This window comes from Paraglaciecola sp., from assembly GCF_039964565.1.
Classification (GTDB): domain Bacteria; phylum Pseudomonadota; class Gammaproteobacteria; order Enterobacterales; family Alteromonadaceae; genus Paraglaciecola.
In genome coordinates, this window is record NZ_JBDVXF010000045.1 from 93938 (window position 1) to 116320 (window position 22383).

Sequence of the window (22383 nt, forward strand, 5' to 3'; positions counted from 1 at the left end):
AAGCCCAACGCCAATTAGAGAGTTGTAGATTAGGAGTATTCTCTTCTACAACTTCAGAGCGCTGACACAAATCGCAAAGCTCAGTCATATAAAAGAGGGATTGTTTCATCCCTCTTCTACCTAGAAGCTTACAATCGTTCAACAACAAAGAAATGACTTGTTGAACCCGCTGTACACGTATTTATACCAATCACTACTGCTTGAGGTGACATCAAATACCGAATATCCAGTCATCTCAGTCCCTAACTATTTAATATCAATAACCACTTTGCCCATGCCTTGACCACTTGCAAGACGGTCGTGGGCTTTACCGGCAGCTTCTAAACTAAAGCTTTGTTCGTCGAGAACAGGTCGTAAAGCTCCTGCTTCTGCGATTTCAGTTAACTTATTAAGGATTTCAGCGTGGGCTGCACGTTTGTAGTTGTGCAACATAGGGATCAACATAAATACAACGTGTAACGACAGTCCTTTAAAGTGCGCAACACTTAAATCAATTTCCACTAATGATACTGTTGAACTCACTTGACCATTTAGGGCCGCGGCGTTAAATGAATTTGTCATGTTTTCGCCGCCTACAGAATCAAATACCACATCGAAACCTGTACCACCGGTATGTTTATTCACATATTCTTCAACCGTTTCAGTTTTGTAGTTGATACTTTTTGCACCTAATTTTTCAATTAATGCGGTTTGTTTCGCACCGCCCCCAGTGGCAAATACATTAGCTTCCATATGTTTAGCCAGCTGTATCGCAATATGACCCACACCGCCTGAGCCTCCATGAACCAGAACATTTTGACCTTTGCTGGTATTGGCTCGAACCAAACCTTCATAGGCAGTAATTCCTACTAGTGGAATCGCTGCTGCTTCACGCATACTTAAGTTTTTGGCTTTCTTAGCGATTAAATTAACATCCGCTACAATATATTCAGCCAAGGTACCAGGCAGTTCAGCTAATCCACCAGCACAACCATACACTTCATCACCAACCGAAAATTGCGTTACACCTTCACCAATGGCTTCGACTGTTCCAGCAAAGTCCATACCTAGGACCGCAGGTAAGGGAGGCGCTAAAGGTAACTCAGCCCCCATTTGACGGATCATAGTATCCACAGTATTAACACTACTAGCTTCAATATTAACTAAAACGTGGCCTGCTTTTACTTGCGGTTTGGTTATATCCGCTAACTCAAAAACGTCTGAACCACCAAAACTCTTTATGACCATTGCTTTCATAACTATTCCTCAATTGACTTATTTGTGTGATTTAATGGAGTCAGTATATTTATTAATTACCAGTTTGATAATAAACTGCAAACTAGAATCACTTTATAGATTACGTTGATAATCATGAATATCGAACACCTGAAACTTTTTATCAGAATCGCCACTACCCACAACATTAGCTTAGCTGGAAGCGAATTAAGGTTGTCGCCGGCAGTAGCCAGCGCCCATATTAATAAATTGGAAGATGGCTTAGGAGTACGTTTAATTCATCGCACCACCAGAAAAGTCTCACTTACAGAAGAGGGCAAGGCTTTTCTTCCTTACGCAGAAGACGTGATATCTAGCGTTGAAGCAGCCAGAACCTCTGTCGGGGCCGGTAATTTTTTACCAATAGGGACTTTACGGGTCGCGGCGCCTGCTTCGTTTGGACGTATGCATATATTACCAGCACTGACTGACTTCCTAGCGCTGTATCCAGATCTCAATGTAGATTTAAAACTCTCGGATACCATAGTGGATTTAGTTGAAGGTGGCTTTGATATAGCAATTCGCAATTCGCAATTAAAGGATTCTAGTTTAATTGCTCGCAAGCTAGCTCGTGATACGCGTATCCTGTGTGCGTCACCAGAGTATTTAAGGAAAAATACCGCACCTGCCACACCACATGATCTAAATTCTCATCAATGTATAACATTAATGGGACTGGATGATTGGGCATTTCAAACCCCAAAAGGAGATGTTCACATTAAGGCAAAAGGTAATTTCAGAACGGACAATGGAGAAGCAGTGCGTGACGCTTGTATAAATGGATTAGGAATTACCATCAATTCTCGCTGGAGTATATATAACCATCTAAAAAGTGGAGAACTGGTGCAAATTCTTGAAGATTACCCGCTTATCAGTCACGCCGACATTTGGGCTGTGTATCCTAGTTCTAGATTACTGGCTCCTAAAGTAAGAGCCTTTATCGATTATTTTACTGAAAAATTTGGTGATACTCCCTATTGGGAATAAAAACGACGCTAATAACTTGTGTTCTTTACCTCAAAAACGCTGCTTAGGCGCCCAACAGGATGAAAAGCTTAGGTGCTGGCGACTTTATTAGGTACCGGAAAAATAGGCCGATTGCAGTAAACTGAACACTCCAATACGTTATTGTGGATAGTTCGATGACTGACGGCCCTTCGATTCATTTTAATTTTCCGCGATCTGTATACTGTCACTATCTGTCTCGATGAAATGATCAAGAATGATAAAATCATAGGCGCTGTTATCTCTGGAATACCTAGGTTTGCAATGGATCAGAACTAAAACATCTTGTGTTGTAGGCGCACCTAAACACTTTCCACTGCCTTCATTTTTGATTTTTCCTGCCTTGGTTATTTCCCAAGTATCGGTGCGATCCTTGCGACATGGCGCATAAGATAACGTTTTCCTACTACTGCCTTTATGCCCGGAGGTTGATAAACACTTCGATTGATTGTGATTGTAAATCACCATGTGTTGCACAGTCTCTGAAGATTGGGAAGTAAACAAACCAAGCTGCATTTGTAGCGCGACGTTATTTGGCTGAGCAGCATGGCTAGTATTCCAGCACAACACTGTGAGCATCAGCACCATAAAAAATGATCCAATTATGTTTTGTTTACTCTTTACCCACCCCAAGACGACAAGCGATTTTATTACTAAAGAACGATTCATAGTCAGCACTCTTATTTGCAAATGAGTCGTTACTTTAAAACTTTGCTTAACAACAAAAGAGTGGCCATTTACGCTACTTAAAGGTCTATTTGGACATTTTACAACAATGTCTAAAATGCCCCTTAAAATGTCTATATACCCACTTGGTTATGAGATACATTACTGTAATGATGTGAATTTCGAATGGAAATTTTGCTAAAGATGAACATCGCGATCCTCGTTACCGATAGATGCCAAGCATCTAGCATTCACTTAGTGTTAGATTTATTTATTGCGGCAAACTATATTGCCAAAGATAATTTTGGCTCTGATTCTAATGTGTTTAATATTGAGTTAGTGGGCGTAAACAAAAAAGCGAAAGCATATAACCAAACTTTTATTGATGGTATTAAACCTATTAAGCTGGCAACTAGACCGGATATCTTAATTATACCTAGCGTATTCGAAGCAACAATCAATGTAGAGAATGCGCTTAATTGTATGCGTCGCCACACCACTATTATTACAACAATAAGATCTTGGCACAACAAAGGAACACTTTTAGCCAGTGCTTGTACGGGAAGCTTTCTATTAGCAAATTCAGAGTTGATGAAAGGCAGAGAGTTAACCTGTCACTGGGCTTCTGCTAACCTTGCAACTCAACTTTTTCCTAAAGAGTCCTTTCAAATTAACAAGCTACTAATAGATCATGGGGATGTCATCAGTGCTGGCGGCTCCTCGGCAATTGCCCAATTGATTCTGTATCTGATGTCACGTGAGTATAGTCGTGAGCTAGCCGTGATAACTGCCAAGATCATGTTAATTGAAGTGAATTTTGAAGGGCAAAGCCGCTTTGCTATTTTTCGACCAGCCCATGACCATAATGATCCCCTAGTATTAGCACTTCAGGAACTACTTGAGACAAAGGTTAGTAGCCCTTTCGATCTGACGTTATTCGCCAAACAACAGGCTTTGAGCGAAAAACAAGTAGTAAGACGTTTTAAAAAGATGACAGGTGAAACCCCTTTGTCGTATTTGCAAAAAATGCGCATTGAAAATGTAAAGATGGCACTGGAATCTGGCGCAAAATCTCTAAACAAAACGATTTGGGATGTGGGTTACGAAGACACCACTTCTTTCAGACGTTTATTCAAAAAAAATACTGGTTTAACCATGCAAGAATACCGCACTAGGTTTTCAACCTTGTATGCCTAAATAACCCGGTAACCTTAAGAAAGTCTTGAATAAACACGAATGTCAAAATCCGTTGTAAACTGTTGTAAATTATCTACTAACTTTTGCTTTTTCTCAGCGGTTGCCGACCAATAATACGGTGTCATCATTAACAAATTTTCTCTTTGTTTCGATTCAGTCAATTGCATACCAAAACTGAGATGTTGTCGCTCAGTTTCAACAAATCCATGGGGAGTGAGTTGCTCAGTTTTGTGTTCGACCGGTTTATCATATAACGCCTGTTTAAACTCAATTAAGTGATTTGCCGCTGGATTGACTGTTATCCATATTCCCGCTGTTTTTAAGACTCTGTGGATTTCTTTCTCACTGCTAGGCGCAAAAATTTGTAAAATAGCGTCCTGACTAGTGTTTGCCAATGGTAATTGAAAGGTACTGGCTACCGCAAAATGATTTTTCGGATATTGCTTAGCGGCTTTCTGGACTGCAAATTTTGAGATATCCAAGCCGCTATAGCTCACGCGAGAATTAGATTGATCACAAAACTGGCTGACTTGTTCCATGTAATACCCCTCACCACAACCAGCATCAAAAAAATTCACTTCGGTTTGATCTTTAAGGCTTAAAAGATGCTGCTTAAAAATTGTTGCAATAGCCTCAGCTAGCGGTTGATAAAAACCTTGCTCTAAAAACGCCCTACGTCCATTAACCATTTCTTTGTTGTCACCGGGCTGCTTACTATTTTTATGCTGTGCCAATAATAGGTTAACGTAACCTTCCTTTGCCACATCAAAACTATGACCATTGATACACGCCCAAACTTTATTGCTAAGTAACAACATATTTGAGCAAGAGGGGCATTTCCACAAAGACATAAATTGTTTATTAACCTTGTTTAGATTGAAGTGATAGAAGGGTTAGATTGTAACACCATCATGGACTTGTTGAGCGCTTTGTTATTATCTGGGCTTTTGTTTTATTATGACGAGATATGTGAGATTGTTTGCCTCAGTACAGCAATCCCATAGGAGCCAATAAATGCGCGCAATGTTTTTAATCTGTTTACTGCTAGTTACTCAACCTGTTTTAGCCCTAGGAGGCTATTATCGTTTTCCAGATATACACCAAGAGACTGTAGTTTTTACCGCTGAAGGCGACTTGTGGAAAATAAAACTCGGGGATAAACACGCGCAGCGCTTAACCACACATCCCGCAGAAGAAAAACAAGCCAGCATTTCTCCCGACGGCAATTGGGTCGCCTTTGTTGCGAATTATAGCGGCACGCCAGAAGTACACGTAATGCCCATCCAAGGAGGCATTGCTAAACGTGTCACTTTTGAAAACGTAGCAGTAAAAGTACAAGGCTGGGACGCTAATTCGAACATTCTATACAGTTACAATGGCCGTGTTGGGCCCACCGGAAATTGGACCCTTAAACAGGTTAATCCCACCACCTTAATCACCACAACGATTCCTTTGGCAGATGCAGTACAAGGCAGTATTTCTGCCGACAACGTCTTGTATTTTGCTCAATTTGGCTTACAAATTTCTTCAGACAACGCTCGTGCATACCAAGGCGGTGCTAAAGGAGAATTATGGAAATACAACCTAGGTTCAAATAAAGAAGCCACGCAACTCACGAGTAAACACCAAGGGTCGGCACGTACCCCTATGATAGCCGGCAAACGTTTATACTTTATTAGTAACCAAAGCGGCATCGATAACATTTGGTCTATGAAATTAAATGGTAGAGATCAACAGCAACATACTGACTACCAAAATTGGGAAGTGAGAAGTGCACGGCTTACGGGGAATAAAATTGTTTATCAACTAGGGGCAGATATTAAAGTCTTTGATATTGGTAGTGAGGAAAGCAAAGTGGTGGATATCGCGCTTACATCGGACTTTCCGGAATTAAGAGAGCATTGGGTGAATAATCCGTTGAAGAATCTCAGCTCGGCTAAACAAGCTGGCGACGCAAAAAAAGTCGTGTTAACTGCTCGTGGTCGAGTCGCCATCGCCGCGACCGATGGCACTAGGTTAGTTGAAATCGCCACCCCAAAAGAGTCGCGAACCCGAAAGGCAATATTAAGTCACGATAACAAATTAGTTTATGCACTTAACGACAGCAGTGGTGAAATGGAAATTTGGCAATATCCAGCTGACGGCTCACTTGGTGGTGAGCAGTTAACCTTTGACGGCAACATTTTTCGCTGGGATCTGTACTTGTCTCCTGATGGAAAATCTATCGCCCACGATGACAAAAATGGCGATCTTTGGCTATTGGACTTAGCCACTAAAAGCAATAACAAAATATTATCGAACAGTGAAGGCATGTCTGCAATTGGCTCATTGACTTGGTCAAATGATAGTCAACTTATTGCCATTACCTACAGCGGGATCAAGGCCGAACGCAGCCAAATATTATTGATAGATACGGCAGATAATACCCAGCAGACACTGACAAGTGAAAAATATGAATCATTCTCTCCGGTCTTCTCTAACGACTCGAATTGGTTATATTTTTTGTCTAATCGTCATTTTGCCAGTTACCCCAATTCCCCCTGGGGAGACAGAAATATGGGCCCCAGTTTCGATAGAAAAACCCAAATATTCGCTATCGCTTTAAAATCAGACGCTAAATTTGCGTTCCAGCCACCGACTGAACTTGATGGATTAGAAAAGTCCAAAGACGAAGCTCCAGAAAGTAATGAAAAAGATCAAGCGGAAGATGTTTCCTCTGAAGCTGAATCGTCAGAAGATTCATCTGCAGTTGAATCGACTGCAACAGAGCCTGCTAAAGTAGCGGTCGACTGGCCCAACATCAGCGACAGATTATGGCAAGTGCCTGTTGCGTCTGGGAATTACTCCAAATTGTTAGCCAACAAGAAATTTCTGTATGTGTTAGACAGAATCACTGAACCGAAAGCGCAACCGAGTTTAAAATCAATAGCCATACAACCCAATACTCAACCCAAGACATTTTTAGGCGCAGTGCAAACCTTTAGTTTGTCTAACGACGGTAAAACATTGTTCATACAAAAATCTGGCAATAAAAAAGAGATGTATTTAGTGCCAGCAGGAGCCAAGTTTTCAAGTACCGCTAAAAACACCCGAGTGAGCACTTCTGATTGGAAGTTACGGGTCAACCCACAGCAAGAATGGCAGCAAATCTTTCATGATGCATGGTTAATGCATCGCGATTCGTTATTCGATAGAAGCATGCGTGGCTTAGATTGGCCGGCGGTCAAACAAAAATATCAACCATTGTTATCACGCTTAACAGATCGCCACGAATTGAACGATATATTCAAACAAATGATGGGCGAACTAAACACCTTACACTCCCAAGTACGTGGTGGAGATTTTCCAACTGATAACAACATGGCCAAAGCAGCGACTTTAGGGGCGCAATATTCTAAAGGCGCTCAAGGTGTAACGATTAAACATATTTACCGCAACGATCCTGAACTTGTTAATCGCCTATCACCATTAGCTAAGCCCGGTGTGGATGCCGAAGAAGGCGACACCATAGTTGCTATTAACGGTCTCACTATACAAACTATTCCAGACATTGCTCAAGCACTACAAAATCAAGCGGGCAAACAAGTATTACTCACTCTAAAAAGAGCGGAAGAACACATCAGTACCGTTGTTACACCGAGTTCGACACGAGACGATTATTACAATCGTTATTTCGATTGGGTCACCGAAAACCAACAAAAAGTGCATAAAGCAGATACTGAGCTAGGCTATTTACATCTGCGCGCTATGGGCGCTGGTGATGTAGCCACTTTTGCCAGAGAGTTTTACGCTCAATATAAAAAGCAAGGGCTAATCATTGATGTGAGACGTAATAACGGTGGTAACGTCGATAGTTGGATTTTAGAAAAATTACTTAAAAGAGCATGGTCATTTTGGCAGGTTCGAAATGGCGAGTCAGTGACTAACATGCAACAAACGTTTAGAGGGCATTTAGTGGTACTGGCAGATCAATATACTTATTCAGATGGCGAAACCTTTACTGCTGGCATTAAAGCCCTGAAATTGGGCACTGTGATAGGTAAACAAACCGCTGGTGCAGGGGTGTGGTTAACTGGTCGTAATCGGCAAATAGACGGAGGGATGGCTAGGGTGGCTGAACTTCCTGTATATGCATTGGACGGCCGATGGATCACAGAAGGTAAAGGTATTTCACCGGATATCGAAGTAAACAATTTACCCCATGCTACGTTTAATGGACAAGATGCACAGTTGCAGGCGGCAATTAAATTATTGAAGAAAAAAATTGCTAGAGATCCTGTAAAACCTTTAAAGGCCAAGGCTTTTCCTAAGGTCAATGTACCCGCTGATGACATAATCGATTAATCATTGTCCGAGTGCGAATGACAATGTGCAAAATTGAAGTTAACTAAGAGGAAAGCATTATGTTTAAACGAGTCTCAGTTCTGATATTAGTTTTATTTTGCGCCCATAGTGTTGCCGGTCAATGCGACAGTAGCCAAGTAAAATTACAAGTTTTGGGCTCTGGGGGCCCAGAACTTGACGACGGACGTAATTCCAGTGGTTATTTAATTTGGTATCAAAACAAAGGTCGTGTACTGATAGATGCTGGGGCAGGCTCAAGTGTTGAGTATGGCAAAAGTGGCGCAGAGTTTGCCGATTTACAAGGCATGCTATTAACCCACTTACATGTTGACCACAGTGCCGATTTAGCCGCCTACATTAAAGGTAGTTATTTTACTTCAAGAAACACTAATCTCGAACTCTTTGGTCCAGCTGCCAACAACCTTATGCCGGCAACGAGTGAATATCTGTTACGCTTAATGGGGGACAAAGGGGCGTTTTCGTACTTAAAAGAATATGTCAATAAGCGAGATGAGGCTGATTACAAAGTAGTCGCTACCGATGTTCCACTGGTTAAAGGGCAAACCTTCCAATACTCGCTTTCAGATGAAATCACGGCTAAAGCAACCTTTGTACATCATGGCCCCGTCGCCGCAGTGGCTTGGCGCGTTGAATTGGCAGGTTGCAGCATTGTGTTTTCAGGAGATATGAGCAATCAATTTGAGGTACTGGGTGATTTTACCAGCGAGGCTGATTTATTAGTTGCCAGTAACGCCGTACCTGACAACGCTTCAGGAGCAGCAATTAACTTACACATGACACCATCAAAAATTGCCCTAATTGCCAAACAGGCGCAAGTCAAACAACTGTTATTATCACATTTTATGAAACGTACGTTATCGATTCAGAATGAGACCTTAGGGATTATCCGCGCTAAATACACTGGTCCAATTGTACTTGCGAGTGACGGTTTAGTGATCAGTTTGTGAGTTGTGCAATTAATCTATCGGTCATAGCCTTTAACCCTTTGCCTTTATTATTGATTTTCCACGCTAAAAAAGAGGCTGAACTGTTGTTTTGTTGGATACTTAAAGGTAAAAGCTCGCCTTTACTAAGGTAACCTTGGATCCGATGTTTAGGGATATTTCCAATGCCTATACCCTCTAATATCGCGTGTATTTTTTGATCCATGTTTTGTACATAAAACATTTGGCCATCACTACTTAATCCTTCGCTTCGGGTTATGCCGGTAAAAGACGTATCGTGGATAACAATACGTCGCAGTTTTGACATATAGCTGTCAATATTTTGTACGCCTTTCAACTGTTTAATCAGCGGATGTTTAGCCGCAATAACGGGCACCAACTCTACCTGACCAATAGCAACAGATCTGTAACCTTGTAATGATGGTACTGGCCCAGGAGAACCTACTAACAAGTCAACTCTACCTTGTTCCAAGGCCTCCCAACCGCCGTTCAAAACACATTCAGATATATCAATTTCAACCGTTGGATATTCCATTAAAAACTCATTGATCACCCGAAAAAAATCAGTATATGACTGCAATGACTCAATGCCAATGCTGATCCGCGGCTCCCACCCAGTAGCCACTTCTTTGGCTTTGTCAGCCAATCTGCGAGTAGTCAACAAGATTTCTCTGCCTTCAGCCAAGATCAAACGTCCTGCAGGCGTTAGAACAGAGCGTCTTCCCAATCGCTGAAATAATGAAATTTCAAGTTGTTCCTCAAGCTTTTGAATAGCGTAAGATACCGCAGATGTTGCTTTATTGAGCTCTTCCGCTGCTTTGGCAAAGCTTCCGCGCCGCTCGATTGCGTCAATGGTTTCAAGTACTTCCATACTGATTGGATTCTTGGCCATAGCTCACTTCTTAACTGTTCTAAAAATTAGAACATATTAAACACATATACCCTCTTATTCCAATTATTCAATTCAGTAAACTAGCAGCATCCATTACTTAAATACCTTATTGGAACAACAAAATGAAGTCTTTAATCAATACATTAGTTACCACAAAACCCGGACTAGATTCCTTACCTCTTCGTTTAGGTGCAGGCGTAATCTTTACCGCTCACGGCGCCCAAAAACTATTTGCTTGGTTTGGCGGTTACGGTTTAGAAGGCACTGCGGGCTGGATGGAATCCATTGGACTCGCTCCCGGGACCTTAATGGCTATCTTAGCGGGCGGTGCGGAGTTTTTTGGTGGTTTGTTATTAATAGCCGGTCTTTTAGTGCGACCGACTTCAGTGGTTTTAGCCATAACCATGTTAGTTGCCATTGTGATAGTACATTTACAAAACGGCTTATTTATGACCAATGGAGGATATGAATTTGCGTTAGCTTTGTTAGTCATCACAGTGGGCTTAGCAGTGCGGGGCGCCGGAAGTTTAAGCCTAGACACACTATTACAAAATAGATTAGCGAATCAATAATCATCACTTATTTGGAGAATACTATGAGCGTATTACATATAGACAGCAGCGCCCGTTTAGAGGGCTCGAATACCCGCATTATTGGGCAATACCTAGTTAACGCATTAAACACTGAAGTGGTGCATCGGGACTTAGCGATGAATCCTTTGCCACCCATTAGTGCCCAAGATTTAATGGGCGTTCATGGCTCATCAGATGATAATCGCGATAGCTTGAACACCCACTTAACGATATCAGCGCAACTTATACAAGAGCTACAAGACGCCGACACTTTAGTCATTGGAGCGCCAATGTATAACTTTGGCATTGCAGCCTCGCTAAAACATTGGATTGATGCAATTTGTCGAGCAGGTGTAAGCTTTAAATATACCGAACAAGGTCCAGTGGGATTATTAAATATTCAGCGCGTTTTTATCATTACAGGCACAGGTGGCACACCTGTAGGTAGCAATATGGACTTTGCCAGTGGTTACTTAGCACATATATTTGGCTTTTTGGGTGTCAAAGACATCTTCCAAATTGATGCTAGTGGTTCAAAAGGGTCTCCGCAGCAAATCATCGATTCCGGTAAACAACGAGTTGATGAGTTATTGTCAGCTTCACACACCACTGAAGCTGTAGCGCTAGCATAATGGGCTTGTTGCAACGGGGAAAATGGGTCGACAAATGGTACGACACCCAAAAAAATGACGGCGAATTTCGCCGTCAAGACAGTCGCTTTAGAAATTGGCTAACTGCTGATGGAGAAGCAGGTCCAAATGGTGAACAAGGTTTTAAAGCTGAAAAAGGCCGATATCATTTATATGTGTCGTTAGCATGCCCTTGGGCCCACCGCACTCTGATTTTTCGCGAATTAAAAGGACTACAAGATTATATAGAAGTGACTGTTGTTGATCCCATTATGCTCGAAAACGGTTGGGAGCTTAAGGATCCGTTATATGGTTTTGAGTACGTCTATCAATTATACCTTAAAGCAGATCCTAGTTATGAAGGCAGGGTAACTGTACCCGTTCTTTGGGATAAACAGACTCAAACCATTGTCAGTAATGAATCTGCGGAAATTATCCGTATGTTTAATACCGCCTTTGATCACTTAACAGGCAATACAACCGATTATTATCCAGTGGAACTACAAGAGACCATTAACACTGTTAATAAACGGGTTTATGACAGCATCAACAATGGCGTTTATCTTTGTGGTTTCGCTACGACTCAAGTAGCCTACGAAAAAGCCTTTAATGCACTATTCGCATCACTTGATTGGGTAGAAGGCATTTTGTCTGAGCAGCGCTACTTAACAGGTGCACAACTTACCGAAGCTGACTGGCGTTTGTTCACTACTCTCATTCGTTTTGATGCCGTTTATTTCGGACATTTTAAAACTAATCGCCAACAAATCGCTGACTATCCCGCCATAAGCAATTATTTGCGTGAGCTATTTCAGTTTAAAGGCATAGCAGACACAGTGAATTTTGAGCATATCAAAACCCACTATTACGCTAGCCATCTAACTATCAACCCAACAGGAATAGTACCTGTTGGGCCGTTACAAGATTTTATGCAAGCTCATAATAGAGAAAAACTGTAAACAAAACGTGCTGTTAAATACTTCTAGCCCAGCAAGAAAACAGTCTGGGCTAGGAGACTTTATACCAATTCATCTTAACAATTAGTCACTCAGAGAACACCAGCGACTTTCAATCGAGGCGTAGTCCTGCAGGAATGGCTACACCCTTTCAAAGGGCTAGAACGAAGAGTGAAAGTCGCCGGTGTTCTCCCTTTGGGCGAGGTTTAAAAGCACCTACTCTGCGTTGCTCGAACTTACAATAGAATAACTATTTCTTCATTCGAGCGCCTTGATTAGGTGATTTTAAATCTCGCTGAGCGATCAATTGTTAGGATGGATTGGTATTAATTAAGAAATGCCGCTGAACTGGATTGGTTTATAACAACCCAATCTATTGCCCTATCAAATTTCCTTAAACTAATTCTAATCGATTTTTTTGATTCGTTGGTTCTGTATTAAGAATTATAAATTTTCACTCTACCACTCTATTCTTGTCCCCAGTTTAAAACACTACCTTGAACATTTGGTCACTACACAATTCAAAGCGACTGATGTTCCAACTTTAACAAAGAGGATATAACAATGGCGTTAATCAATACTGCAATCAAACCTTTCACAGCAAATGCGTTTAGAAATGGCGAGTTCATCGAAGTAAATAGCGATGAGATCAAAGGCAAATGGGCGGTATTTTTCTTCTACCCTGCTGACTTCACTTTCGTTTGCCCTACTGAACTCGGTGACCTAGCTGACAAATACGAAGAGCTTCAGTCTCGCGGCGTGGAAGTATTTTCAGTTTCAACTGACACTCACTTCACTCATAAAGCCTGGCATGATGCGTCAGACACTATTGGTAAAATCAACTACACCATGATTGGTGATCCAACGGGCGAAATCACGCGCAACTTCGATTGTATGCGTGAAACTATGGGCCTAGCTGACCGTGCAACTTTTGTTGTTGATCCGCAAGGCATTATTCAAGCAATGGAAATCACTGCTGAAGGTATTGGCCGTGATGCAGACGACTTAGTACGTAAAATCAAAGCGGCACAATATGTTGCCTCTCACCCAGGTGAAGTATGCCCTGCAAAATGGAAAGAAGGCGAAGCAACTCTTGCCCCATCTTTAGACCTAGTAGGTAAAATCTAAGCAAAACTAGCGGTACATCTGTGCGGGTGATTGAACCCGCACAACTCCCTGGTATCAAATAAGGCAGAACTATCATGTTAACTCAAGAAATTTTACAAGCATTGAAAAGCTACACAGCATCAATGCAGAAAAACGTAAAGTTTGTCATCCAAACTGGTGACCACAGTAAACGAGATGAGCTCGTCACCTTCCTGTCGGATATTGCAGGGGTTAGCGACAAACTTTCAATAGAGCAGCGCGACACATCAGGTGTGTTACGCAGTGCAATCAGCTTTTTATTAGAAGCTGATGGCGAAGACACAGGGATCCGCTTTTCAGGCATTCCTGGAGGTCACGAATTTAACTCTTTGGTGCTGGCAATATTGCATGCATCAGGAACAGCATTGAAATTAGACGACAGCGTCAAAAGCATCGTCAAAGGGGTCTCTGAGCCTCTCAAATTCGAAGTATTTATCAGCTTAAGCTGTCATAACTGCCCAGAAGTCGTTCAGGCACTCAATCAATTTGCGTTACTCAATCCGCTCATTAGTAGCGAGATGATTGACGGCGGCTTGTATCCTGAAGTTATCAAAACGCGGGACATCCAAGGTGTACCTAGCGTTTACTTAAACGGCGAATTGTTTGCAAATGGTAAAGTAGATGCCTCCACTCTTATCGACAAATTACTTGAACTACAACCCGAATTAAAAAATGCAAATGCTGGCGCGTCGCTGCCTACACAAGATGTAACAGTTATAGGCGCAGGACCGGCTGGCGTCAGTGCAGCCATTTATGCTGCTCGCAAAGGGTTAAAGGTGACCATAGTAGCCGACCGTTTTGGAGGTCAGGTAAAAGACACTATGGGTATCGAAAACTTAATATCAGTACCTAAAACCACTGGTCCTGAATTGGTTAATAACCTTCAGGCTCATATGCAAGATTACGACATCACCTTAAAAGAGCATGTGCGAGTCGATGAAATTAAGTCAGGCAATATTAAAACCTTGACCTTATCTTCAGGCGAAACCATTGAAACCAAAACTTTAATAGTCGCCACCGGTGCGCGCTGGAGAGAACTGGGTGTACCTGGTGAAAAAGAAAATGTCGGTAACGGGGTGGCTTACTGCCCACACTGTGATGGTCCTTTCTTTAAAGGCAAAGACATAGCTGTTATTGGTGGCGGAAACTCAGGTATAGAAGCCGCATTAGATTTAGCAGGCATCGTTAAGTCGGTCACTGTGTTCGAGTTTTTACCTGAACTTAAAGCCGACCAAGTATTAGTGAAACAAGCGGAAAAACGCGAAAATATCACTATATTGAAAAACGTCGCCGCTAAGCAAATCACCGCAGAGAATGGCAAGGTCAATGGAATCGAATATATCGACCGCGCTACAGATGATGTGAATGACCAAGCCTTATCAGGGGTATTTGTACAAATTGGTTTAGTACCTAATAGTCAATTTTTGAAAGGAGTAGTCGATTTAACTCAATATGGCGAAGTGGAAATAGACACCAAATGCAACACCTCAGAGCCTGGCATATTTGCCTGTGGTGATGTCACTACTGTGCCGTACAAACAAATAGTGGTCTCTATGGGTGAAGGTGCCAAAGCATCATTAGCTGCGTTTGAGTATTTACTTAGTCATGAAGACGAAGATCAGGTACAAACAGAACAAGCCGCTTAAGAATTAAGCGATGTGACAAAAACCCGCTGCTAATTTTGAAGGCGGGTTTTTATTGTTTTGTAATAAAGCAGAAAATTATCATTGAAACAACGAATTGTACAAAGCGTCGTTGGGTTACTAAAATCAATTCTTAATCTTTAAGTGAAACCCAAGTACTCGCACAAATACTTAGATTAGTTCGCTAAAATCCACCTCTGGCAAAGATTCAAAACCGGGTTTCGCGAAAAGATATCCCTGCATTAACTCAACCCCCGCGTCTTTTAACCAATGCATCTCCTCTATTGTCTCAATGCCTTCTGCTAACGGCGTAACATTGAGATCCCGTAGCAAATTCAAACAGTTTTTTACAATATACTGACGAGGTTTGTCTTGGTTTATATTACGAATCAGATCCATATCAAATTTTATGATACAAGTCTGAAAATCAGCTAATAATCCCAATCCTGCGTAACCCGAACCAAAATCATCGATTGCGGTTTTAAATCCCAATTTTTCGTAATACTCAACGATGCGTTTGACAACGGATACATCATCAAACTTTTCAACCTCGGTAAATTCAAACATGATCCTATCGGTCGGAAAATTGTATTTTTTGGCGGCTTCAAACGTTGTGCGAATACAACGTTCTGGTTGGTATATGGCTTTTGGCAGGAAATTAATACTGAGCATTGATTGTAGTTTTAACTCAGCCGCCAAAGAAATTGCCTTAACTCGACAGAGCTGATCGAATAGGTATCGGTTATCATCGTTCACTTGGGAAATTATCGAATAAGCTGACTCATTATTTACCCCCCGAACCAAGGCCTCGTAGCCAAATATTTGATTGCTTTGGCAGTTAATAATAGGTTGAAAAGCCATGGTAAAATCAAACTCTAACTTGCCTTTATCAGCACATCGTTCACATGAAAATCTATCATAAACATTGATTTCTTCTTGCATTTTACCTCTCCCTAATGAAACTGCAAAAATAATGAGTTCAGAAAAAACTAAGGCCACGCTAACTTTAGATTATCCTAATGTTCAAAATTTTATCTAAACATCTATTCTAATTATGACTGTCGATCACCAGTTAAATTACATTGAATTTTTAATAACGCAATCATCAATACAACGGCCACAAAGGGCATTACAACTTTTGGCCTGTTTCAGAGTTTGATGCTAGCACATCTCGGGCTCACTACTATTGTTGATGGGGGACTAAAATTCGTTGATTTCGATTCCACTAAGGACTTTCATGACGTCGTTACGACTAAACTGAGAAAAGTGATGTCTGAAATAGAATAAATAGTAGTTGAAACAAAAAATCATCAAAGTGAATTAAGTAGACTTCGGCTTAATTCACTTTGTTAAATTAAAAAGCTCGAACTTACACTCTAGTCCCCCCATCCAACTCTAACGTTCTACCTGTAAAATAATCATTTTCAAAGATAAACTTGGCTGCGTGGGCCAGTTCTTCAACATCGGCTAAGCGTTGTGCGGGGATGCTTTTTATGAACATCTCGCGCATTTCCGGGCGCATTTGTGCAGCCATGGCAGTTTCAACAAGGCCCGGTGCGATACATCCGGTACGAATTCCAAAACGTCCCAACTCTTTGGCCCAAGATACAGTCATGGTGGATACCGCTGCTTTGGAAGCGGAGTAATTGGTTTGCCCCATGTTTCCTGCTCGTGAAACCGATGAAATATTGATGATGACACCTTTACTTTTGGTTTCAACCATTTGCGCTGCAGCTTCACGGCTACACAAAAAAGTGCCCGTAACATTGACGTCCAATACCGATTGAAATTGTTGTAGCGGCATTTTATCTACCACTTTTCCCTCTTTCGCTTTTAACAACATGCCGTCACGCATAATGCCTGCGCTGTTAATTAAGCCGTTGATTTGACCAAAATCTGCAGCTATTTTTGCAAAGGTGTCTTCCACCTGTTTTTCGTCGGTTACATTCACTGCGTAACCACTGGCTTTAACTCCAAGCTTTTCGATTTCGCTGGCCGCCGCTTCAACCGCCTCTGCCTGCATATCTAATAAGGCAATATGTGCGCCTTGTTTAGCAAATTCTTCGGCCATAGCTTTGCCCAAACCTTGGGCTGCTCCGGTGATGACTATTACTTGATTTTTTAGATTCATTACTGCTTCTCTTGCTTGGAAAATAAATTAAAAATACTGGAAAAATCCAGTTGTCCGTTGCCTTGCTGACTGTGGATAGTATACAAACTTTGCGCAAGCGCTCCCATGGGGGTGGAAGACTGGCTTTTAAGGCCAGTATCCATTGCCAAACCTAAGTCTTTTTTCATCAAATCCACCATAAAACCTCCTTGGTAATTATTTGAGGAGGGAACGTTAGGCAACACATCCGGACAAGGATTGTATAATTCTAACGTCCAATTTCGCCCTGAACTTTGTAACATGATATCCGACATTACTTTAGGATCTAAGCCGTTATCAATCGCCATTTGTAGGGCTTCAGAGGTGCCTAACATCAACACAGACAACAACATGTTATTGCATATTTTCGCGACTTGACCGGCTCCGTGATCGCCTGCATGAAAAATGTTTTTACCCATTTCCTGTAAAACAGGTAGTGCGGTTGTGTAATCTTCGGGGTTACCACCAACTATGAAAGTGAGTGTACCTGCCGTTGCACCAGCGACTCCACCGGATACCGGCGCGTCAATAAAACGGATGTGATTTTCTGCTAATTTAGCGGCAACCATTTTTGAAGTGGCGGCGTCTATGGTGCTTGAATCAATGACTAAGGCGTCTTTTTTGAGATGGTTGATTAGTCCATTTTCACCAATATATAAAGATTCAACATGTTTTCCTGCAGGCAACATAGATACCACTAAATCGGCACCTTGCACTACGTCAATTGCTGTCTTGGCTGGTGTGGCTCCGGCTTGTTGTAATTTGTCCATGGCGGTTTGTACTAAGTCAAATACTGCAACGGTAAAACCGGCTCTTAATAAGTTATGGGCCATGGGGGCACCCATATTACCTAAACCAATAAAGGCTATTTTAGTATTTTGATTTTGCATTCTATTCTCCCTCAGTTTGCGCTTAGTTGGGCTAAAGGATGCGCGCCTAATGGCCAAAGTGTGGCAAAAAAACTATCAACTGTGGCCTGTGGAACTTGCTCTACCGACTTATAACGCCAGTTAGGTTGATTGTCTTTATCAATCATCAAGGCTCTCACCCCTTCTTGAAATTCACCAAATTCGCCACATTGGCATGACATGCCTAATTCCATTTGAAAACATTCGGCTAAGCTCATGTCTTTCCCTCTTTGCAATTGTTCAAATACCAAATGCGCGGTAATAGGTGATCCCGCTCGTAAGGTGTTTTGTGCTTTGTTCAACCATTTATTGTCCGTTGCACTCAAAGACAATATGTATTCAACGGCTGTTGTCACATCAGTCTGTTCAGCCAAATTAGTTAGCCATTGCTGATGCTTGTGCAAATTTCCTTGGGGTAATTGCCCAATATGTAAGGAATGAAACTCATCACAAATACTCGTTAATGTTTGTTGCAATAGGTCTTGTTGCCAATTTGCAGATAAAAGTCTGGCAAATAATGTGGCCTTTGCTGCGTGAGGTACAAAGTAGTCTGCCAAATTGCTATACAAAGCATCGTTGGCATTAATGCTGGCACCGGTGAGTCCTAAAAATAAACCGCAGCCTGCTGGCATAGCGTTTAAAAAGTAACTGCCCCCTACATCTGGATACAATCCAATGCTGATTTCCGGCATAGCGATTCGCGATGTTTCCGTGACTATGCGATGGCTGCCACCACTCAGCAAACCCAGACCACCGCCCATAACAATGCCATTCCCCCAAACTAAGACTGGTTTGCTGAAAGTATGGATCAAATAATCAAGCTGGTATTCTTCTGTGAAAAATTCTTGCAAGGCCAATTGTTCAGCTTCATCTGAGTTTGTTTTACCCGATTGCACGGCTTGCATAGACTTGTACATAGAGACAATATCGCCACCAGCACAAAACGCCCGTTCACCACTTCCATCTAAAAACACCATGGCAATCTTGGGATCCTGTTGCCATTTTTGAAGTTGTGGCATCAGTAGTCTAATCATCGGTAAATCTAACGCATTCAGGGCAGCAGGTTTGGTCAGGGTTGCATGGCCAATTTTAAATCCACACTCTGTGATTAATTCATCAAACATGACCACTGCATTTTCACTAGACATAATGTTCCTTACTTAGCTGAGGAGGGTTATAGAACGCTTTAAAAAATGTCACCAGCGTTTTCTGCCAATAAACGTCTGCCAATGATCATGCGCATTATTTCATTGGTGCCTTCTAATATTTGATGTACACGCACATCACGTACATACCTTTCTAAAGGATATTCTTTTATATAGCCGTAGCCACCATGAATTTGTAATGCTTCATTACACACGTTAAAACCCACATCAGTGGCAAAACGTTTCGCCATGGCACAATAAGCACTGGCTTCAGAATTTTGGTTATCGAGTTTAAAGGCGGCTAATCTCACCATTTGCCTAGCGGCTACGAGTTCGGTGGCCATGTCTGCGAGTTTAAATTGCAAAGCCTGAAACGCCGCCAAGGGTTTCCCAAATTGAGTACGTTCTTGCATATAGTTTTTAGCCGTGTCTAATGCCATTTGCGCGGTACCTAAAGAGCAAGTAGCAATATTAATACGACCGCCGTCTAAACCTTTCATGGCAAAAGTAAACCCTTGGCCTTCTTCACCCAACAAAGCGTCAGAGGATATTCTGACGTTGTCAAAGGTAATCAAACGTGTGGGCTGAGCATTCCAGCCCATTTTTTCTTCTGCTTTTCCGTAGATTACGCCTTGGGCATTGGCAGGCACCACAAAAGCTGAAATGCCTTTTGGCCCCGCTTCTCCGGTACGTGCCATGACAACCAAAACGTCAGTTTCGCCGGCTCCAGATATAAACATTTTTGAACCATTTAAAACATATTCGTTGCCTTGCTTTTTAGCGGTACTGCGCATCGCGGCGGCATCAGACCCTGAGCCAGGTTCGGTTAAACAATAAGAAGCCAGTTTTTCACCTGTGACTAAGCTAGGACACCAATGCTCTTTAATAACTTTGGTACCCCATGTGGCTAACATCCAAGTCGCCATGTTGTGAATAGTCATCATAGCCGTTGTAGCCGTGCAACCCATGGATAGCTGTTCGAAAATAATCGAGGAATCTAAACGACTTAAACCCATGCCCCCGTCTTCTTCTGGGGTGTATAAACTACAAAAGCCTAATTCTCCGGCTTTTTGAATCACCTCTTTAGGGAAAATATGTTGTTGATCCCACATGGCAGCATTCGGTGCGAGCTCTTGCTCTGCAAATTGTTTCGCTGTCTCGGCGAAAGCGAGTTGATCTTCTGTTAAATCAAAATTCATAAGGTCACCTATTTCAACGAGATAGTCATATTGGGCCCAGACGCAATATCGTCTTCAAACCACCTGGCAGTAACCGTTTTGGTTTCGGTATAAAAGCGTACCGCTTGTTTGCCGTACGCATGTAAATCGCCATAAAACGAATTTTTCCATCCCGTAAATGAGAAAAACGGCAAAGGTACTGGAATCGGTACATTAATGCCTACTTGGCCTACCTCAATTTCGTGTTGGTACTTTCGCGCCGCGCCGCCGCTTGCGGTAAATATAGATGTGCCGTTTCCATAAGGGTTACGATTGACCAAAGCAATGGCTTGTTCCAATGTATCTACTGCCATACAACACAACACTGGACCAAATATCTCTTGTTGGTAGATCACCATATCCTCAGTGACGTCAGAAAATACGGTGGGGCCAACCCAGTTTCCGTCCCTATAGTCTTGTTTTTCAATATCAAAATCTGAACCGTCCACTAAACAAGTGGCACCTTCATCTTTTCCTTGCTGGATAAGCGACAATACCCGCTGTTTAGCTTGTGGGCTGATTAAAGGGCCATAACCTGCTGCTTCATCGTTCCATAACCCGGGCTGTACGTCTTTGAGTAATGCGGCTAATTCAGCAATCCACTCTTTCGTATCACCTACGAAAACTGCCACCGATATTGCCATGCAACGCTGACCAGCAGCGCCTACCGAGGCACCCACCAAATTATTTAGTACTTGCTGTTTATTGGCATCTGGCATGATCACCGAATGGTTTTTTGCGCCAGCAAAACATTGGGCACGCTTCATGTTATCAGTGGCGGTTTTATAAATGTGTTGGCCTACCGGTACCGATCCTACAAATGATACCGCCCTAATTTCTGGATCTACCAGCAGCTTATTGACTTGGTCTTTACCACCATGCACTACGTTTAACACACCTTTGGGTGCTCCAGCTTCAACAAAAAGCTCGGCAAGTTTCATGGGGGTTAAAGGATCCTGTTCTGAAGGTTTTAAAATAAAAGTGTTGCCGCAAGCCACTGCCATTGGGAACATCCACAATGGTATCATTGCCGGGAAATTAAAAGGTGTAATACCTAAACACACGCCTAAAGGTTGGATGTAGCTGTATGTATCTATGCCACGTGCCACGTTCTCTGCGGTCTCACCCATCATCATTGCGGGAATATTCATAGCCTGTTCAACGACTTCAATACCGCGCCAAACATCGCCTTTGGCATCATCGAAGGTTTTTCCGGTTTCACTGCTAAGTAACGTAGCAATTTCATCATGATGTGCTTTGAGGAGTTGCTGGTAACGCATCATCACTCTGGCTCGCTCTGACGCTGGTACTTCTTTCCATGAATTAAACGCGGCTTTGGCACTGGCCACCGCCATTGATAATTCTGCGTCAGAGTTGCAAGGCAGTTCTGCAATCTGCTTATTATTTGCAGGATCTGTAACTGCTATGGTTTGCTGCGAAGGTGAAATAGTGAATTCACCGTTTATTAAAGATGGAACACGTTGCATAAAAGCGTCTCGTTAGATCAGATTTTCAGAGGTTAACAAAAATTTACCTTTACGTTAACGTAAACCAAACAAATTAGTTTGCAGCAACTGTTTCGTTAGATGTACAGCATCAAACACATCGTGAATCAGCTCCTTAGGCAATGAAGCAAGAAAGCGATAAAAATTGATTATTTTTATTTGTTTTGGCTGCTATGCTGCTAATCATGAG

The 22383-nt window shown here is 42.1% G+C and carries 19 protein-coding genes; 9 read left to right on the plus strand and 10 right to left on the minus strand.

Going from position 1 to position 22383, the window contains the following annotated elements; translation table 11 throughout:
* Positions 1–246 precede the first annotated feature (246 nt).
* Positions 247–1236, minus strand: a complete 990-nt coding sequence (locus ABJK37_RS22285) for a zinc-dependent alcohol dehydrogenase family protein (RefSeq protein ID WP_348358415.1) — start codon at positions 1234–1236, stop codon at positions 247–249.
* A 114-nt stretch (positions 1237–1350) separates the two neighbouring features.
* On the opposite strand from ABJK37_RS22285, the gene ABJK37_RS22290 reads away from it, so the two are divergent.
* Positions 1351–2241: a LysR family transcriptional regulator gene (locus ABJK37_RS22290; protein ID WP_348358417.1), complete on the plus strand. Its 891-nt coding sequence runs from the start codon at positions 1351–1353 to the stop codon at positions 2239–2241.
* Positions 2242–2421: 180 nt separating this feature from the next.
* Here the strand turns inward: ABJK37_RS22290 and ABJK37_RS22295 are convergent, their stop codons facing one another.
* The gene (locus ABJK37_RS22295) at positions 2422–2928 is read right to left on the minus strand and encodes a ricin-type beta-trefoil lectin domain protein (protein WP_348358419.1); all 507 of its coding nucleotides are present in this window, start codon (positions 2926–2928) and stop codon (positions 2422–2424) included.
* A 201-nt stretch (positions 2929–3129) separates the two neighbouring features.
* Here ABJK37_RS22295 and ABJK37_RS22300 point away from each other — a divergent pair, with 201 nt between their 5' ends.
* The gene (locus tag ABJK37_RS22300; RefSeq protein WP_348358421.1) at positions 3130–4122 is read left to right on the plus strand and encodes a helix-turn-helix domain-containing protein; all 993 of its coding nucleotides are present in this window, start codon (positions 3130–3132) and stop codon (positions 4120–4122) included.
* Positions 4123–4136: 14 nt separating this feature from the next.
* On the opposite strand, the gene rlmA is transcribed toward ABJK37_RS22300, so the two are convergent.
* Entirely contained in the window at positions 4137–4973 is an 837-nt protein-coding gene (gene rlmA, locus ABJK37_RS22305; RefSeq protein ID WP_348358423.1) for a 23S rRNA (guanine(745)-N(1))-methyltransferase, read from the minus strand.
* Between the two features lie 163 nt (positions 4974–5136).
* Between rlmA and ABJK37_RS22310 the strand changes: the two genes are divergently transcribed.
* Positions 5137–8466 carry a S41 family peptidase gene (locus tag ABJK37_RS22310; protein ID WP_348358425.1) on the plus strand — a complete coding sequence of 1110 codons (3330 nt, stop codon included), beginning with the start codon at positions 5137–5139 and terminating at the stop codon, positions 8464–8466.
* Positions 8467–8525: 59 nt separating this feature from the next.
* A complete protein-coding gene (locus tag ABJK37_RS22315) occupies positions 8526–9434 on the plus strand; it encodes an MBL fold metallo-hydrolase (RefSeq protein WP_348358427.1) in 909 nt (302 codons plus the stop codon).
* Here ABJK37_RS22315 and ABJK37_RS22320 read toward each other — a convergent pair.
* The gene (locus ABJK37_RS22320) at positions 9424–10323 is read right to left on the minus strand and encodes a LysR family transcriptional regulator (RefSeq protein ID WP_348358430.1); all 900 of its coding nucleotides are present in this window, start codon (positions 10321–10323) and stop codon (positions 9424–9426) included. The genes ABJK37_RS22315 and ABJK37_RS22320 overlap by 11 nt on opposite strands.
* Positions 10324–10445: 122 nt before the next feature.
* Here ABJK37_RS22320 and ABJK37_RS22325 point away from each other — a divergent pair, with 122 nt between their 5' ends.
* The 5 genes from ABJK37_RS22325 to ahpF all read left to right on the plus strand — a co-directional run bounded on the left by ABJK37_RS22325 (position 10446) and on the right by ahpF (position 15272).
* On the plus strand, positions 10446–10895 hold the full coding sequence (locus ABJK37_RS22325) for a DoxX family protein (protein WP_348358432.1): 450 nt from the start codon (positions 10446–10448) through the stop codon (positions 10893–10895).
* Positions 10896–10918: 23 nt separating this feature from the next.
* Positions 10919–11527 carry an NAD(P)H-dependent oxidoreductase gene (locus ABJK37_RS22330; protein ID WP_348358434.1) on the plus strand — a complete coding sequence of 203 codons (609 nt, stop codon included), beginning with the start codon at positions 10919–10921 and terminating at the stop codon, positions 11525–11527.
* Entirely contained in the window at positions 11527–12483 is a 957-nt protein-coding gene (locus ABJK37_RS22335) for a glutathione S-transferase family protein (RefSeq protein ID WP_348358436.1), read from the plus strand. The genes ABJK37_RS22330 and ABJK37_RS22335 overlap by 1 nt, the downstream gene beginning before the upstream one ends.
* A 561-nt stretch (positions 12484–13044) precedes the next feature.
* Positions 13045–13608: an alkyl hydroperoxide reductase subunit C gene (gene ahpC, locus ABJK37_RS22340; protein ID WP_348358438.1), complete on the plus strand. Its 564-nt coding sequence runs from the start codon at positions 13045–13047 to the stop codon at positions 13606–13608.
* Positions 13609–13682: 74 nt separating this feature from the next.
* Positions 13683–15272: an alkyl hydroperoxide reductase subunit F gene (gene ahpF, locus ABJK37_RS22345; RefSeq protein ID WP_348358440.1), complete on the plus strand. Its 1590-nt coding sequence runs from the start codon at positions 13683–13685 to the stop codon at positions 15270–15272.
* Between the two features lie 168 nt (positions 15273–15440).
* On the opposite strand, the gene ABJK37_RS22350 is transcribed toward ahpF, so the two are convergent.
* The 6 genes from ABJK37_RS22350 to ABJK37_RS22375 form a co-directional block, all read right to left on the minus strand.
* Positions 15441–16211, minus strand: coding sequence for an EAL domain-containing protein (locus tag ABJK37_RS22350; RefSeq protein WP_348358442.1), 771 nt, complete (start codon positions 16209–16211; stop codon positions 15441–15443).
* A gap of 427 nt (positions 16212–16638) precedes the next feature.
* Positions 16639–17400: an SDR family oxidoreductase gene (locus tag ABJK37_RS22355; protein WP_348358444.1), complete on the minus strand. Its 762-nt coding sequence runs from the start codon at positions 17398–17400 to the stop codon at positions 16639–16641.
* On the minus strand, positions 17400–18308 hold the full coding sequence (gene mmsB, locus ABJK37_RS22360) for a 3-hydroxyisobutyrate dehydrogenase (protein ID WP_348358446.1): 909 nt from the start codon (positions 18306–18308) through the stop codon (positions 17400–17402). Before mmsB ends, ABJK37_RS22355 begins: the two co-directional genes overlap by 1 nt.
* Before the next feature lie 11 nt (positions 18309–18319).
* The gene (locus ABJK37_RS22365; RefSeq protein ID WP_348358448.1) at positions 18320–19474 is read right to left on the minus strand and encodes an enoyl-CoA hydratase/isomerase family protein; all 1155 of its coding nucleotides are present in this window, start codon (positions 19472–19474) and stop codon (positions 18320–18322) included.
* Positions 19475–19512: 38 nt separating this feature from the next.
* Positions 19513–20670 (minus strand): acyl-CoA dehydrogenase family protein, encoded by a 1158-nt coding sequence (locus tag ABJK37_RS22370; protein WP_348358450.1) that lies wholly within the window; start codon positions 20668–20670, stop codon positions 19513–19515.
* Between the two features lie 8 nt (positions 20671–20678).
* Entirely contained in the window at positions 20679–22175 is a 1497-nt protein-coding gene (locus ABJK37_RS22375) for a CoA-acylating methylmalonate-semialdehyde dehydrogenase (RefSeq protein ID WP_348358452.1), read from the minus strand.
* Between the last annotated feature and the right edge of the window lie 208 nt (positions 22176–22383).

Excerpts from the sequence above, each read along its gene's own strand:
- ABJK37_RS22285 (WP_348358415.1), bottom strand. The coding sequence starts at position 1,236 with ATGAAAGCAATGGTCATAAAGAGTTTTGGTGGTTCAGACGTTTTTGAG.
- ABJK37_RS22290 (WP_348358417.1), top strand. The coding sequence starts at position 1,351 with ATGAATATCGAACACCTGAAACTTTTTATCAGAATCGCCACTACCCAC.
- ABJK37_RS22295 (WP_348358419.1), bottom strand. The coding sequence starts at position 2,928 with ATGAATCGTTCTTTAGTAATAAAATCGCTTGTCGTCTTGGGGTGGGTA.
- ABJK37_RS22300 (WP_348358421.1), top strand. The coding sequence starts at position 3,130 with ATGAACATCGCGATCCTCGTTACCGATAGATGCCAAGCATCTAGCATT.
- rlmA (WP_348358423.1), bottom strand. The coding sequence starts at position 4,973 with ATGTCTTTGTGGAAATGCCCCTCTTGCTCAAATATGTTGTTACTTAGC.
- ABJK37_RS22310 (WP_348358425.1), top strand. The coding sequence starts at position 5,137 with ATGCGCGCAATGTTTTTAATCTGTTTACTGCTAGTTACTCAACCTGTT.
- ABJK37_RS22315 (WP_348358427.1), top strand. The coding sequence starts at position 8,526 with ATGTTTAAACGAGTCTCAGTTCTGATATTAGTTTTATTTTGCGCCCAT.
- ABJK37_RS22320 (WP_348358430.1), bottom strand. The coding sequence starts at position 10,323 with ATGGCCAAGAATCCAATCAGTATGGAAGTACTTGAAACCATTGACGCA.
- ABJK37_RS22325 (WP_348358432.1), top strand. The coding sequence starts at position 10,446 with ATGAAGTCTTTAATCAATACATTAGTTACCACAAAACCCGGACTAGAT.
- ABJK37_RS22330 (WP_348358434.1), top strand. The coding sequence starts at position 10,919 with ATGAGCGTATTACATATAGACAGCAGCGCCCGTTTAGAGGGCTCGAAT.
- ABJK37_RS22335 (WP_348358436.1), top strand. The coding sequence starts at position 11,527 with ATGGGCTTGTTGCAACGGGGAAAATGGGTCGACAAATGGTACGACACC.
- ahpC (WP_348358438.1), top strand. The coding sequence starts at position 13,045 with ATGGCGTTAATCAATACTGCAATCAAACCTTTCACAGCAAATGCGTTT.
- ahpF (WP_348358440.1), top strand. The coding sequence starts at position 13,683 with ATGTTAACTCAAGAAATTTTACAAGCATTGAAAAGCTACACAGCATCA.
- ABJK37_RS22350 (WP_348358442.1), bottom strand. The coding sequence starts at position 16,211 with ATGCAAGAAGAAATCAATGTTTATGATAGATTTTCATGTGAACGATGT.
- ABJK37_RS22355 (WP_348358444.1), bottom strand. The coding sequence starts at position 17,400 with ATGAATCTAAAAAATCAAGTAATAGTCATCACCGGAGCAGCCCAAGGT.
- mmsB (WP_348358446.1), bottom strand. The coding sequence starts at position 18,308 with ATGCAAAATCAAAATACTAAAATAGCCTTTATTGGTTTAGGTAATATG.
- ABJK37_RS22365 (WP_348358448.1), bottom strand. The coding sequence starts at position 19,474 with ATGTCTAGTGAAAATGCAGTGGTCATGTTTGATGAATTAATCACAGAG.
- ABJK37_RS22370 (WP_348358450.1), bottom strand. The coding sequence starts at position 20,670 with ATGAATTTTGATTTAACAGAAGATCAACTCGCTTTCGCCGAGACAGCG.
- ABJK37_RS22375 (WP_348358452.1), bottom strand. The coding sequence starts at position 22,175 with ATGCAACGTGTTCCATCTTTAATAAACGGTGAATTCACTATTTCACCT.